At 66.2% G+C, this 14,556-nt stretch carries 10 protein-coding genes; 4 read left to right on the top strand and 6 right to left on the bottom strand.

The features are described 5' to 3' along the window. Positions 1-45: 45 nt before the first annotated feature. Positions 46-618 (bottom strand): TetR/AcrR family transcriptional regulator, encoded by a 573-nt coding sequence (locus GTP77_RS31075; protein WP_161073572.1) that lies wholly within the window; start codon positions 616-618, stop codon positions 46-48. A gap of 93 nt (positions 619-711) precedes the next feature. On the opposite strand from GTP77_RS31075, the gene GTP77_RS18250 reads away from it, so the two are divergent. Beyond that, entirely contained in the window at positions 712-1,845 is a 1,134-nt protein-coding gene (locus tag GTP77_RS18250) for a thiolase family protein (RefSeq protein WP_161073571.1), read from the top strand. Between the two features lie 238 nt (positions 1,846-2,083). Here the strand turns inward: GTP77_RS18250 and GTP77_RS18245 are convergent, their stop codons facing one another. Further along, the gene (locus tag GTP77_RS18245; RefSeq protein WP_161073570.1) at positions 2,084-3,568 is read right to left on the bottom strand and encodes a GGDEF domain-containing protein; all 1,485 of its coding nucleotides are present in this window, start codon (positions 3,566-3,568) and stop codon (positions 2,084-2,086) included. A 164-nt stretch (positions 3,569-3,732) separates the two neighbouring features. On the opposite strand from GTP77_RS18245, the gene GTP77_RS18240 reads away from it, so the two are divergent. After that, positions 3,733-4,719, top strand: coding sequence for an SDR family oxidoreductase (locus tag GTP77_RS18240; protein WP_161073569.1), 987 nt, complete (start codon positions 3,733-3,735; stop codon positions 4,717-4,719). A gap of 12 nt (positions 4,720-4,731) precedes the next feature. Continuing rightward, positions 4,732-5,700 (top strand): non-homologous end joining protein Ku, encoded by a 969-nt coding sequence (gene ku, locus GTP77_RS18235; protein WP_161073568.1) that lies wholly within the window; start codon positions 4,732-4,734, stop codon positions 5,698-5,700. Between the two features lie 21 nt (positions 5,701-5,721). Here ku and ligD read toward each other — a convergent pair whose 3' ends face one another. After that, the gene (gene ligD / locus GTP77_RS18230; protein ID WP_161073567.1) at positions 5,722-8,316 is read right to left on the bottom strand and encodes a DNA ligase D; all 2,595 of its coding nucleotides are present in this window, start codon (positions 8,314-8,316) and stop codon (positions 5,722-5,724) included. A gap of 56 nt (positions 8,317-8,372) precedes the next feature. Next, the gene (locus GTP77_RS18225) at positions 8,373-9,005 is read right to left on the bottom strand and encodes a purine nucleoside phosphorylase YfiH/LACC1 family protein (protein ID WP_161073566.1); all 633 of its coding nucleotides are present in this window, start codon (positions 9,003-9,005) and stop codon (positions 8,373-8,375) included. Positions 9,006-9,276: 271 nt separating this feature from the next. Here GTP77_RS18225 and GTP77_RS18220 point away from each other — a divergent pair, with 271 nt between their 5' ends. Then, positions 9,277-9,957, top strand: coding sequence for a substrate-binding periplasmic protein (locus tag GTP77_RS18220; RefSeq protein ID WP_161073565.1), 681 nt, complete (start codon positions 9,277-9,279; stop codon positions 9,955-9,957). Positions 9,958-9,964: 7 nt separating this feature from the next. Here GTP77_RS18220 and GTP77_RS18215 read toward each other — a convergent pair whose 3' ends face one another. Next, a complete protein-coding gene (locus GTP77_RS18215) occupies positions 9,965-13,135 on the bottom strand; it encodes an efflux RND transporter permease subunit (protein ID WP_161073564.1) in 3,171 nt (1,056 codons plus the stop codon). Beyond that, the gene (locus tag GTP77_RS18210) at positions 13,132-14,307 is read right to left on the bottom strand and encodes an efflux RND transporter periplasmic adaptor subunit (protein WP_161073563.1); all 1,176 of its coding nucleotides are present in this window, start codon (positions 14,305-14,307) and stop codon (positions 13,132-13,134) included. Before GTP77_RS18210 ends, GTP77_RS18215 begins: the two co-directional genes overlap by 4 nt. Positions 14,308-14,556 lie beyond the last annotated feature (249 nt).

The raw sequence follows: 14,556 nt of genomic DNA, 5'->3' as shown, positions 1-14,556 counted from the left end.
TTTCTTGCTCCGCAGCCATCCCGCCGCAAAGCACCCGCACTGCCTCTAGCGGCCCTGCTCCAGCTCCGCCAGCACCGCCGCCAGCACTTCCTCAGACTGCGCCGGGTCCGCCATCACGCGCGACAGCACCAAGCCGCCCACCATGCTGGCGTAATCGGCGATGGCGCGCTGGCGTTGGGCGGCGGCGTCCGCGCCCGGCTCCAGCTCGGCCAGCAGCTTGAGCTGCGCCTGCACGCCGGCCGCCATGGCCTGCCGCACTTCCGGACCGGAACGCGCCGCATCGGTGCCCAAGGTGCTGACGGCGCAGCCCCGGCCCGGGCAATCGCGGTGCGCCACCGACAGATAGGACTCGGCGATGGCCGCCACCGGCCGCGCCGGCGCGCCATCGGCCAGCTTGCGCCACTTCATCAGCGACTTCTCCAGCGCCTTGGCGGTGGCTTCCGCCAGCAGCACCTCCTTGGAAGCGAAGTGGCCGTAAAAGCCGCCGTGCGTCAAGCCCGCGCCCTTCATCAAATCGGCCACGCCGATGCCGTCAAAACCCTTCTCGCGGAACAGCCTGGCCGCCGTCTCCACAATCCGCTCGCGGTTCAACGCCGCCTGCTCCCTGCTCACCTTCATGATGCTCTCCCCGTCGCCAAGTTCTGCTTGACATTATACATTACGGCCGTAATATATGAATCATTGATGATGATCGTAATTTAAGGAGCCACTATGAAAGCCGTGATCAGCGCCTACGCGCGCTCCCCCTTCCATTTCGCCCGCAAAGGCAAGCTGGCCGAAACCCGTCCCGACGACCTCGCCGCCCAGGTGGTGCAAGGCCTGATGCAGCGCACCGGCCTCGACCCGGCGCTGCTGGACGACGTGATCCTGGGCTGCGCCTATCCGGAATCGTCACAGGGCAACAACCTGGCGCGCGTGGTGTCGCTGCTGGCCGGCTTCCCGTTCGAAGTGCCGGGGATGACGGTGAACCGCTTCTGCGGCTCGTCCATGTCCGCCATCCACATTGCCGCCGCGCAGATAGAGGCCGGGCTGGGCGAGGCCTACCTGTGCGTGGGCGTGGAATCGATGACGATGGTGCCGCAGGGCGGCTTCAACTTCTCGCCCAATCCGCAGCTATACGAGCACAGCGACACCTACATCAGCATGGGCGACACCGCCGAAAACGTCGCCAGCCGCTATGAGGTGGCGCGCGGCGACCAGGAGCGGATGGCCTTTGAATCGCACCGGAAAGCGGCCACGGCGCGCGAGTCCGGCCTGCTGGCGGACGAGATTGTGCCGGTGCGCACGGCCGCAGGCGAGCTGGTGAGCGAAGACGGCTGCATCCGTCCCGGCACCTCGCTGGAAGCGCTGGCCGGCCTGAAGCCGGTGTTCCGCGACGACGGCGTGGTGACGGCGGGCACGTCCTCGCCGCTGACCGACGGCGCCTCGGCGGTGCTGGTGACGAGCGAAGCGTTCGCGCGCAAGCACGGCCTGAAGCCAAGCGCGCGCATTATCGGCATGGCGTCGACGGGCGTGGACCCGGCGGTGATGGGCATCGGGCCGGTGCCGGCCACGCGCAAGGCGCTGGCGCAGGCCGGCATCACGGCGGCGCAGCTGGACGTGGCGGAAATCAACGAAGCGTTCGCCTCCCAGGCGCTGGCCAGCGTGCGCGAGCTGGGCATCGATCCGGCGATCGTCAACATCGACGGCGGCGGCATGGCCATCGGCCACCCGCTGGGCGCCACCGGCGCGCGCATCACCGGCAAAGCCGCCGCGCTGCTGGCGCGCCAGCAAGGCCGCTACGCGCTGGCCACCCAGTGCGTCGGCGGCGGCCAAGGCGTCGCCACCATCCTCGAAGCACTCTAAGCCAAGCAACCTCAGCCGCATTTCCCCCATTTCGGGGTCAGACCCCGGACGCGGGAAATGCGGCTCAGGCTGCTTGTAGGAATACAGGAATCCAGATGGGATGGGATGGCAGATCCCGTAGGACTCCAGCGACAATTGGCCAGCTGCCGCCCAATAAGGCAAGCGAGCTGAGCCGCATCCTGTGCCATCCGGGGTCTGACCCCGAATTGGGGGAAATGCGGCTGAGGCTGGCCAGGGATCAGGAGGCCATGGCGAGTTCGACACAGTTGCGGCCGGCGCGCTTGGCGCGGTGCAGGGCGGCGTCCAGGCGCTCCAGCAGGGTGCTGGCGCCCTCTTCCGGGCCGGCTTGCGCCACGCCCAGGCTGATCGTCACCATTTCGCAGCCCGGCAGCTCGGTGGTGGCGATGGTCTCGCGCAGCTTTTCGGCCAGCTTCAGCGCGTCGATCGCGGCCGTGTGCGTGGCGATGATCAGGAATTCCTCGCCCCGCATCCGCACCAGCTGGTCCGACGTGCGCAACCGGCTCAGCACCGTCTGCGCCACCGTGCGCAAGGCCTGGTCGCCACAGGGGTAGCCGTAGATGTCGTTCACCGAACGGAAGTTGTCGATGTCGAACGCGATCACGCCCAGCGGCATGCCGTAGCGCCGCGCGCGCCGGATTTCGTTGTCCAGCTCGGCCTCGCCGTGGCGCCGGTTCACCGCACCCGTCAGCGCATCCACCGTCGTGATCTGCGTCAGCTTGCCAGCCAGCGCGTCGTTCTGGTGCTTGAGCTCGCTCATCGCGAGCCCGAAACTGATGAACTGCGCCAGGCTGCCCAGGCCGGAAAACTGCTCGCGCGAAAACGCAATGTGGCGGTCGAACATCAGGCTGACGGCGCCCTGCACCGGCCCGCCCGCCTCGCTGCGCAGCGGCAGCGCCAGCACCATGCGCACGCCCTTGTCGTGCAGCTGCATGGCCAGCTCGGGGTCGCCCGCTTTTTCCGGCGCGTCCAGCAGCACCATGTCGCCGCTGCCCACCGCCATCAGCGGCGGGAAGGTGTCCGACAGCGGCGACTGCAGCAGCCGCTCGCTGCGCTGCAGCAGCCGCGCCATGTCCAGATGGTTGCGCGCCTCCTGCGCCGCCAGCACCAGGTTGCCGCGCTCCTGCATGTGGAACAGCGCCGCGTGCCGCACGCCGGGGAAGCTGCACAGCGCGGTGCAGATGCGCGCGGCCATTGTGCCCAGCTCGTCCATGCCGGTCAGCGCGCGCTGTACGCCGCGCTGGATGGCCAGCAGGTCGCGCAGCTCTTTCTCCTTGTCCAGCAGCGCCTGCTGTTGCGCGGCGGCCGCGTCCAGCGGCGCCGTCAGCGCCTGGCTCACCGACTGCTGCAGGTCTTCGCTCAACAGCGGACTGATGCGGTAAGTCAGCGGTCCGGCCGCCATCAGTTCGGGCAGCCAGGCGGTGTTTCCGTAGGGACATAAAACCAGCACCGGTGCACCCTGCCGGGCACGCACCAGCGCGCTGGCGGCGGACAGGTCGCCGCTGTCGTCGAAGCCGTCCAGGTCGAGTACCAGCAGGTCCACCGGCTGGCGCGCCAGCATGGCGGTGGCGCCATCGAAGGTTTCCGTCAGCAGCAAACGGTTGAACAGCTCGCCGCAACTGGCTTGGAACTCGCCGCGCCGCTCGCCTGCCAGGTTGAGAAAGAGCCCCACGCGCCGGGCATGGCTGTCGATTTCTGCGGTCATGAGATATCCCCAAAGCATTCTTATAAGTATGGCCTCTACAGTTTGCCATAAAGTTCATAGTTAGCAACGTATGTGGGTTAAAAAACCAGATTTATGTGTGAAACCGCACGGTTGTCCACGCCATCCTTCCCAATACTGGCAGCTTGCAGACGAAGGAGAGCACCATGGCACAATCGGAAAACAAGGCGCCGCAGTCCGCCGCCAGCATGCAACGTGCTGTGCAGCAAGAGCAGGACCAGCGCGACCAGTCCCGGGGCCAGCAGAAGGCCAGCCGGGATGCCGTGCAGACCGGCCACCACGACCAGCCCAGCCCGCCCCTACCCAGGCAGCACCTGCAAAAGCCCGGCAGCGAAGCGGACATGGAGCTGCGGCCGCGCTTCCTGGCGCCGGACTATCGCGGCAGCGGCAAGCTGGCCGGCATGGCCGCCATCATCACCGGCGGCGATTCGGGCATAGGCCGTTCGGTGGCGGTGCTGTACGCGCGCGAGGGGGCGGACGTGGCCATCATCTACCTGGACGAACACGGGGACGCGGCCGAAACCAAGCGCTTCGTGGAGGCCGAGGGCCAGAGCTGCCTGCTGCTGCCCGGCGACGTGAGCGACCCGGCCTTCTGCCGCCGCGCCGTGGATGAGGTGCTGGCGGAGTTCGGCCATATCGACATCCTGGTCAACAACGCGGCCTTCCAGGCGCATGCCGGCTCGCTGGCCGAGCTGTCCGAGGAGCGCTTCGACCTCACCATGCGCACCAACGTATATGGTTACTTCCACATGGCCAAGGCGGTGGAACCGCACCTGCAGCGCGGCGCGTCCATTATCAACACCGGCTCGGTGACGGGGCTGCAAGGCTCGGCGCACCTGCTGGACTATTCCACCACCAAGGGCGCCATCCACGCCTTCACCATGTCGCTGGCGTCCAACCTGCTGGACAAGGGCATACGCGTGAACGCGGTGGCGCCCGGCCCGGTCTGGACGCCGCTCAATCCGGCCGACCAGCCGCCGGACAAGATCGCGCAGTTCGGCGCCTCCACCGACATGAAACGCCCGGCGCAGCCGGAAGAGCTGGCGCCGTCCTATGTGTTCCTGGCGGCGCCCTGCTGTTCCAGCTATATCACGGGCATCGTGCTGCCGGTGACCGGCAGCGTAGGCAACTAGGAGGACGGTCCCATGGCACGCGCATTGTGGAAAGGCGCCATCAGCTTCGGGCTGGTGCACATTCCGGTCGAGATGCACACGGCGGTGCAGTCGCATGACCTGGACCTGACCATGCTGGACCGGCGCGACTTCTCGCCCATCGGCTTCAAGCGCTACAACAAGAACACCGGCAAGGAAGTCGTGTGGGACAACATCGTCAAGGGCTACGAGTACAAGCAGGACGAGTACGTGGTGCTGTCCGACGAGGATCTGCGCCAGGCCAACGTGGCGGCCACGCAGACCATCGACATCCTGGCCTTCGTGGACGCCGCCGACGTGCCGCTGACCTACTTCGAAACGCCCTACTACCTGGCGCCGGGACGCGGCGGCGGCAAGGTCTACGCGCTGCTGCGCGAGACCTTGCGCAAGGCCGGCCGCATCGCCATCGCCACGGTGGTGATACGCGTGCGCCAGCACCTGTGCGCGCTGGTGTGCGTGGACGACGGCATCGTGCTCAACACCTTGCGCTTCGCCGAAGAGATCCGCAGCACCGAAGAGCTGAAGCTGCCGCCGAAAACGCTCAAGTCGGCCGGCATCACCGACAAGGAGCTGCAGATGGCCCTGTCGCTGGTGGAGGGCATGACGGAGGAATGGAATCCCGAGCAGTACCACGATACGTACAAGAACGACGTGCTGGCACTGGTCGAGAAGAAAGTGAAGGCGAAGCAAACCAAGTCGATCACCGTTGCCGCGCCGGAGAAGGAAAAGCCCGCCAGCAGCAACGTGGTGGACCTGGTGGCGCTGCTCAAGCAGAGCCTGGGCGGCAAGGAGAAGGCGCCGAAAGCCGATGCGCCGGCGCGGGCTGCGGCCAAACCCGCCGCCAAGCCTGCGGCGAAGGCCGCAGCCAGGACGGCAGCGAAGACCGCTGCGAAACCTGCGGCCAAGAAGGCGGCCAAGCCCCGCTCCACGGCGGCGTCCACGCGCGTGCGCCGCGCAGCCTGACCTCGGCGCCCCGCCCTGCCGCTAGTCTTCCGGCTTGAATCCGAACTGCTTCATCGCTGCAGTGATGCTCTTCGCGCTGGAGGCGTAGTCGTCCCACGGCGCGTTGCCCTCGTCCAGCCGCTGGTGCACGGTGGCCACCGTCCAGTGGTCGCCGCCTTTCAGCTTGGGCAGCTCGTCCCAGCGGACGGGCACCGAAATGCCCAGTCCCGGCCGCGTGCGCGCCGACCATGCGCACACCGTGGTGGCACCACGGCCATTGCGCAGGTAGTCGATATAGATCTTGCCCACCCGGTTTTTCGGCCCGCTCTTGAACGAGAACCGGTCCGGCAGCGCGCCCGCCACATGCTCGACGATGGCTTGCGAGAACGCCTTCACCGTGTCCCAGCCATACGCGGGCTTGATCGGCACCACCACGTGCAGGCCCTTGCCGCCGCTGGTCTTGAGAAAAGCGGGAAGTCCCAATTCGGCGAGGAAGGCATGCACCAGTTCCGCCGCCTCCTGGATTGCGGGCCATTCCACGCCTTTGCCGGGGTCCAGGTCGAAGATCATGCGGTTCGGCTTTTCGTAGCTGCGCGCGACGGCGTTCTGGGTGTGGATTTCAACCACGTTCCACTGCGCGGCCGACAGCAGGCCCTCCACACTGCCAACTGCCAGCATGGGCGGATGGTCCGGGTCCAGCGCCTGGTCCAGATGCTTCAGGCCCGGCATTTTGGCCACGTCGGCGTGCTTCTGGAAGAACAGCTCTCCGCCCACGCCCGCAGGAGCCCGCACCAGCGATACTGGCCGCTCCTTCAGATGTTCCATCATCAGCTCGCCCACCAGCGCGTAGTAGCGCACAAGCGCAATCTTGGTCGTGCCGCTTTCCGCATCGATCACACGGTCCGGATTCGTGACTTTCAACGTGTCCGGCAGCGTGCCGTGCAGCGCCGGCGTGGCGGCATCGGCCTCTCTGGGCTTCGCGCTGGCTTTTGCGCTGGCGCCGACGCGGTTCCGGGCCGTCTTCCGCGCGGGCTTCCCAGGCTCCGCATGTGCCAGATCTTCAAGGTGCGCCGGCTGCTCGCGCATGATCATGCGGGGCAGCTTGTCCTTGCGCAGCCCCTGGAACACGGCGTGCCGCACCGAGCCGCTGCGCGTCCATTCGCCGAAGCTGACCTCCGCCACCAGCGTCGGCTTGACCCAGTGCGCTTTTTTGGCAATGGCGCGCGTGGACGCAAACGGGTTTTCGTCGACCGCCAGCTTCTCCAGGCTGGCCCTCAGCGCGGCCAGGCTGGCTTGATTGAAGCCGCTGCCCACATTGCCCGCGTAGTGCAGCTTGCCGTCCTTGCCGTGCGTACCGAGCAGCAGCGAACCGATGCCGGTGCGCGAGCCCTGCGGGTCGGTATAGCCGCCGATGACGAACTCCTGCCGCTGGCCGCATTTGAGCTTGATCCAGTCGCCCGAACGGCGGGAGGTATAGGCCGAGTCGCGCCGTTTCCCGATAATGCCTTCCAGGCCCATTTTGCAGGCGGCGGCCACCATTTCCTCCGGCAGCGCGTCGATCTGCGCGCTCAGGCGCACCGTATCCGTACCGTGTTTTGTCATGACGGCGGACAGCAGCGCGCGCCGCTGCTCCAGCGGCACGCTGCGCAAGTCATGGCCGTCCAGGTAGGGAGCGTCGAAAACGAAATAAACAATATCTTCGGTTTTTTCGTTGTCGAAGGATTGCTGCAGAAGGCCGAAATCCGGCCTCCCTGTCTCGTCATGCACGACAATTTCGCCGTCATACCAGCCGGAGGGCAGCTTCATTTTCAGCAGTGCGGCTTGCAGGGGCTTGAGCTTGTGGGTCCAGTCGTTGCCGTTGCGGGTGAACAGCTGCACGTCCTTGCCGTCCACCCGCGCCAGGATGCGGTAGCCGTCGAACTTGATCTCGAACAGCCAGTCCTGCGGGCTGGAGGGCGGCTTGTCCACCAGCGTGGCCAGTTCGGGAGACAGCGTGGCGGGCAGCTCGCGGGCCGGCGCGGCTTCGGCAGCATCCGCCGCCTTGGCGGCCGGCTTGGCGCTGGCTGAGCGCTGGCTCGCAGCCTTGGGCATGCCGAGCTTTTTCACGCTGTCCGGCATCTCGTCCACCACGCTGAATTCGGCGGCGGGCCGCGCGTACTCGTCTTTCTCCTTGATGAGCAGCCAGGCCTCCTGCTTCTCGCCCCGCCCCTTCATCCGCACCAGCGCCCAGCGCCCGTGCATCTTGTGGCCGCGCAGTTCGAACTTCAGGCTGCCCGCCTTGTAGCCCTTGTGCGGATCCACCAGCGGATGCCAGGTTCCCTTGTCCCAGATAATGACCTTGCCCGCCCCATACTGCTTCTCCGGTATGGTGCCCTCGAAGCTGTTGTAGGAAATGGGATGATCCTCCACATGCACGGCCATGCGCTTGTCGTGCGTGTCGTAGCTGGGACCTTTCGGCACGGCCCAGCTCTTCATGGCGCCGTCCAGCTCCAGGCGGAAGTCGTAATGCAGCCGCGAGGCCCAGTGCTTCTGGATGACGAACGACAGGTTCTCGCCGCCCTCCTCGCCTCCCTCGGCAGGTTCGGGCGTCACGTCGAAGTTGCGCTTGGCCTTGTAGGTTTTGAGTGAGTCGCTCATGGCGCCAACTTTACACCCGCCGGCCACGCGCCACGGTTAAGCAGCTAACAAAGTTCTCAGCTACGGATCAGCAAACCCGCATGCTGCTGCGAATTGCGGTCGCCGCGCCGGTAGCTGCGGAAAGCCAGTTCACCGTCCGCGCGGCGCGCGCAGCAGGTGCAGCCGCCCACATGCTCAAACGCGCCCATTCCGGCGCGTTCCAGCTCGTATTGCGCCACCGCGCGCAGATCCAGATGGCGGTGCGTGGGCACCACCGTGGCGGCTGGCAGTCCGGCATAGTGGCGCGTAAAGTCCTGCGCCAGCTCCTCGCTCACCTCGTAGCACGGCGCGCAAATGGTCGGACCGATGGCGGCCACCCACTCGGACGGCCGTTCGCCGCGTTCGCGCATCTCCTGCCAGAACTGGCCGATAATGCCGGCATACAGGCCGCGCCAGCCCGCGTGCAGCGCAGCGGCCATGCCGCCGTCGCGCCGCGCCATCAGCAGCGGCACGCAGTCGGCAGTGATCACGCTGACGGGTATGCCTGCGGCAGAGGTGTAAAAAGCGTCGGCCTCGCCGGCCGCCTGCTGCGGCCCGGTGATGCGCACCGACCGCGTGCCATGCACCTGGCGCTTGTCCGGCCGCAGTTCCCACGCGGCCTGCAGCACTTCCGGCACCAGGCCCGCCGCCGTGCCAAACCCATGTTCCACTCCTGGCACAGACGCCAGCAACGCACTCGTAATCAAAACCGCCCCATCGTTATCCACGCCAAAGCAGCATAATAGTCGAACCGCCGCAGCGAGTCAGCAACGTGCCGGTTGCAGGTTGATTCATACCGAAAATCAGCTTATAGTCGGGAATCGCATTCAATCGAGGGCCGCCATGAAACTGCCGCATCAGCTGCGAATGCTATCGCTTCTGTTGCCACTTCTATTGCCGCTTTCCGCAGGCGCTGCGCAGCCGCAGGTCCTTACCTTTGTCATGCAGCCCTTCCCCCCGCTGACCACCAACGGCACCAATAAACCAGACGGATTTTTCCCCGAAGTGCTGCAGGCCGTTTGCGCCTCCATCAAGGTCGAGTGCAAAGCCGAGGTCTATCCCTGGCGCCGCGCCTTTGCCATGATGAGCGGCGGCACGGCGGACGGCATGCTGATGCTGCTGAAAACACCGGAGCGCACGGTGGCCTTCAATATCGGGCCGCCTGTCCTGCAGTCGGCCTATGTGCTGTACACGGCGCCGGGCACCACTGTGCGCTACACCAGTCCTGCCGACCTGGCGGGCTACACGGTGGCCGGCTACGGCCCTTCCGGGACGTCCGTCGCCGCCGAAGAGCTGGGCCGGCTGGCGCCCAACAGCCGGGTGGAAATTGAAGTCGACAACCAGACCGCGCTGCGCAAGCTGCGCCAGGGACGCTACGGCGGCAAGGCGGTGGTTGTCATCAACAAAGAGCTGGGACGCTTTTTGCTCAACCAGGATGGCGACGCGGGTCTGCGCCAGATCGGGGAACTGAAGAAGACCGAGTACTACATCGGCCTGTCGCGCACGCGCATGCCGCCGGAACTGGCGGAGCGCTTCAACCAGGCCCTGCGCCAGTTGCTGCGCGACGGCACCATCAACGCCATCGCGCAGAAATTCGACGTGAAGGCAGCGCCCCCGCAGTAATCGCCTTTTAGTGCGGCTGGTTCTTCGCCCTGTCCTTGTGCGGCACGCGTTCGAAGCGGTGCGCGAAGGTGCGCAGGATGACGTAGAACACCGGCGTGAGGAACAGGCCGAAGAAGGTCACGCCCAGCATGCCGGCAAACACCGCCACACCCATCGCATGGCGCATTTCCGAGCCCGCGCCGCTGGAGAACACCAGCGGCAGCACGCCCATGATGAAGGCGATGGAGGTCATCAAAATCGGACGCAGACGCAGACGGCAGGCCTCCAGCGCGGCCTGCAAGATGGTGCGGCCGTGGTCCTCCAGCTCGCGCGCGAACTCCACGATCAGGATGGCGTTCTTTGACGCCAGCCCCACCAGCACGAACAGCGCAATCTGCGTGAACACATTGTTGTCGCCATGCGTGAGCTTCACGCCCAGCAGCGCGCACAGGATGGACATGGGAACGATCAGGATCACCGCCAGCGGCAGCGTCCAGCTCTCGTATTGGGCCGCCAGCACCAGGAACACCAGCAGCACGCACAGCGGGAACACGTAGATCATGGTGTTCCCGGACAGGATGTCCTGGTAGGTCAGCTCGGTCCATTCATAGCTGATCCCCTTGGGCAGCACTTCGCGCGCCAGCTTCTCCAGCGCCTCCTGCGCCTGCCCGGACGACACGCCCGGCGCCGGGCCGCCGTTCAGGTCCGCCGCCACATAGGCGTTATAGCGCTGCACCATGTCCGGCCCGTAGGTATCGCTCACGCGCATCAGCGACGACAGCGGTATCATCTCGCCCTTGTCGCTGCGCACCTTGAGCTGCGCCATCTGCTCCACGCGCGAGCGGAACTGCGCATCCGCCTGCACGCGCACCTGGTAGGTGCGTCCGAACTGGTTGAAGTCGTTCACGTACAGCGAGCCCAGATTGATCTGCAAGGTCTGATAGATGGTGGGCAGAGCCACGCCCAGCTGCTTGGCGCGGGTGCGGTCGATGTCGGCGAACAGCTGCGGCACGTTGATCTGGTAGCTGGAGAACACGCCCGCCAGCTTGGGCTCCTGCCAGGCTTTCATCTGCAAGGCCTGCACCGCCTTGTACAACTCGTCGTAGCCCAGGTTACCCCTGTCCTCTATCATCATCTTGAAGCCGCCTATGGTGCCCAGGCCATTCACCGGCGGCGGCGGGAAGACCATGATGAAGGCGTCCTGTATCGCCCCCATGCGCTTGTTCACTTCCGCCGCGATGCCCAGCCCGGACTCGGCGGCGCCGTGCCGCTCGTGGAAGGGCTTGAGCCCGACAAAGACGATGCCCGCATTGGGTGCGTTGGTGAAGCCGTTGATGGACAGGCCCGGGAAGGCGATCGAATCCTGCACGCCCGGCACGCCGGTGGCGATGTCGGACATGCGGCGTATCACCGAGTCGGTGCGGTCCAGCGAGGCGGCGTCCGGAAGCTGCGCGAAGCCCACCAGGTACTGCTTGTCCTGCCCCGGAACAAAGCCTTCCGGCACGGCGCGGAACATGAAGCCGGCCGCCACCACCAGCAGCAGGTAGACGCCGACCGCACCCGCCTTCCGTTTCAGCACGCCGCCCACGCCGTCCTCGTAGCGCGCAGAAGCGCGGCCGAAGACCCGGTTGAACCAGCCGAAGAAGCGGCCGAACAGCTTGTCCATCAGTTTCGTGAGCGGGTCCCTGGGCGCGTCGTGCGGCTGCAGCAGCGAGGCGGCCAGCGCGGGCGCTAGCGTGAGCGAGCTGAATGCCGAGATCACCGTCGATATCGCGATGGTCAGCGCGAACTGGCGGTAGAACTGGCCGGACAGGCCGGACACGAAGGCAATCGGCACGAACACGGCGCACAGCACCAGCGCGATGGCGATAATCGGCCCGCTCACCTCCTTCATGGCCTGGATGGTGGCGTCGCGCGGGGACAGTCCGTTGGCGATATTGCGCTCCACGTTCTCCACCACCACGATGGCGTCGTCCACCACGATGCCGATGGCCAGCACCAGTCCGAACAGCGACAGCGTGTTGATGGAAAAGCCGAACATCAGCATCACCGCGAAAGTGCCGACGATGGACACCGGCACAGCCAGCAGCGGAATAATCGACGCGCGCCAGGTCTGCAGGAACACGATCACCACCAGCACCACCAGCGCCACCGCCTCCAGCAGCGTATGGATAACGGCCTTGATGGATTCGCGCACGAACTGGGTGGGGTCGTACACCACGTCGAAGTCCACGCCCTCGGGGAAGTCCTTTTTCAGCTCGGCCAGCGTCTTGCGCACGTCGGTCGACAACTGCAGCGCATTCGCGCCGGGCGCCTCGAAGATACCGATGGCTGCGGCCGACTTGTTGTTCAGCAGCGAACGCAGGGAATAGGAATTGGAGCCCAACTCTACCCGCGCCACGTCGCGCAGCAGCGTGGTGGCGCCGTCGGTGCTGGTCTTGATGACGATGGCGCCGAAATCCTCCAGCGATTTCAGCCTGCCCTGCGTGTTCACCGTCAGCTGGAACTCGGAGCCGCGCGACGGCGCAGCGCCTATCACGCCCGCCGCCACCTGCACGTTCTGCTCGCGGATGGCCTGCACCACGTCGTTGGCGGTGAGGTTGCGCGCGGCGACTTTCTGCGGATCGAGCCAGACGCGCATGGCGTAGTCGCCCGCGCCGAACAGCTGCACCTCGCCCATGCCGGGGATGCGCGCCAGCTGGTCCTTCACGTTCAGCACCGCGTAGTTGCGCAGGTAGACGTCGTCGTAGCGGCCGTTGGGCGACACCAGGTGGGCCACCATGGTCAGGTTGGGCGAGGACTTCACGGTGGTCACGCCGATCTGGCGCACCTCCTCGGGCAAACGCGGCAAGGCGCGCTGCACGCGGTTCTGCACCTGGGTTTCGGCCTGCTCGACGTTGGTGCCGATCTTGAACGTCACCGTCAGCGCCAGCGAGCCGTCCGAGGTGTTTTTCGAGTCCATATAGAGCATGTTCTCGACGCCGTTGATCTGCTCCTCCAGCGGCGCGGCCACGGTTTCGGCAATGATCTTGGGATTCGCGCCGGGGTACTGCGCACGCACCACCACCGACGGCGGCACCACGTCCGGATATTCGGAGATGGGCAGCTCGATAATGGAAATCAGCCCCGCCACGAAAATAATGATGGACAGGACGGCTGCGAAGATGGGTTTGTCGACAAAGAAGCGGGAGAAGTTCATGACTTGTCCCCGGCCTTGGCGGACTTCTCAGGCTTGGGCGGGGCCGCCGGGTCGTAATCCATGCTGACCATCTGCGGCGTGATCGGTGCGCCGGGCCGCACGCGCTGCAGGCCGCCGACCACGATTTTCTCGCCTTTCGCCAGCCCGGAGCGCACCACGCGCAGGCCGTCGATGGACGGCCCCAGTTCCACCGGCCGGTACTCGGCCTTGCTGTCCTTGCCCACCACGAAGACGAACTTACGGTTCTGGTCCGTACCCACGGCGCGCTCGTTGATCAGCAAAGCCTGCCCGGCTTTGCCGTCCTTCCCGCCGCTGACCTGCACCCGCGCGAACAGGCCGGGCACCAGGACGTTGTCCGCGTTGGCGAAGGTGGCGCGCATGCGCACGCTGCCGGACTGCGGATCGAGCCGGTTGTCCACGAATTCCAGCTTGCCCTCGTGCGGGAAGCCCTGTTCGTTGGCCAGCCCCACGCGCACCGCTACCGGCGTGCCCTTGTGCGCCAGCGGGCCCACGCGCAGATAGGTTTCCTCGTCGCCGTCGAAGCTGGCGTAGATCTTGTCCACCGAGACCACGGAGGTCAGCATGGCGGTGGTGTCGACCAGGTTGCCGATGGTGATTTCGGCCTTGCTGACGCGGCCCGCAATGGGCGACTGCACGCGCGTGTAAGCCATGTTCAGGCGCGCCGTTTCCAGCGCGGCCTGGGCGGCGCGCAGGTCCGCGTCCAGCTGCTTCAGGCCCGCCGCGCGCTCGTCCAGTTCGCGCTGGGCGATGGCGCGGTCGGCGTACAGGCGTTCGGCGCGGGTCAGCTCGAGTTTGGCCAGGTCCGCCTTGGCTCGGCTGGACGCGGCCCCCGCCTCGGCGCCGCTCAGGGCCGCCTGGTAGGGGCGCGGGTCGATCACGAACAGCACGTCGCCCTTGCGCACGATGCTGCCCGGGGTGAAGTTGACGGCGGTGATGTAGCCGCCCACGCGGGGCCGCACTTCGACGCGCTCGATGGCTTCGAGCCGGCCGGAGAATTCCTGGGTTTCGGTGACGTCCTTTTCCACCACCACGGCGGCCGATACCGGCGCCCCGCCCTGCGGCGGCGCCTCTTTCGGCTTCTCGCCGCAGCCGGCAAGCAGGTATAAGGAGAGGGTCACGGACAAGACGAACGGCAGAGCAGGCTGGCGCATGGCTTTCCTTCGCAGGGGGTGGCTATCCTGCGCCGAGTCTACCGGGCTTGCCGCCCGGTGGCGAGTAAATCAATGTTAAAAAGTGGTAAGGGGCGGCGGCACAGTGGCGGGTTACGGCTGCGCCTAACCCGCCCTACGCACTGAAAATCTTAGGGCGGGTTAGCGCGCGAGCGCGTAACCCGCCACCACGCGGCACAAAAAAAACGGCGCCATCTCTGGCGCCGTCAAAGGGCAATACTACCGGTAAAG

The sequence above is a fragment of the Pseudoduganella aquatica genome (assembly GCF_009857595.1).
Classification (GTDB): domain Bacteria; phylum Pseudomonadota; class Gammaproteobacteria; order Burkholderiales; family Burkholderiaceae_D; genus Rugamonas; species Rugamonas aquatica_A.
The sequence above is the reverse complement of the archived record's forward strand: the minus strand, read 5'-3'. Positions and strand labels throughout refer to the sequence as shown.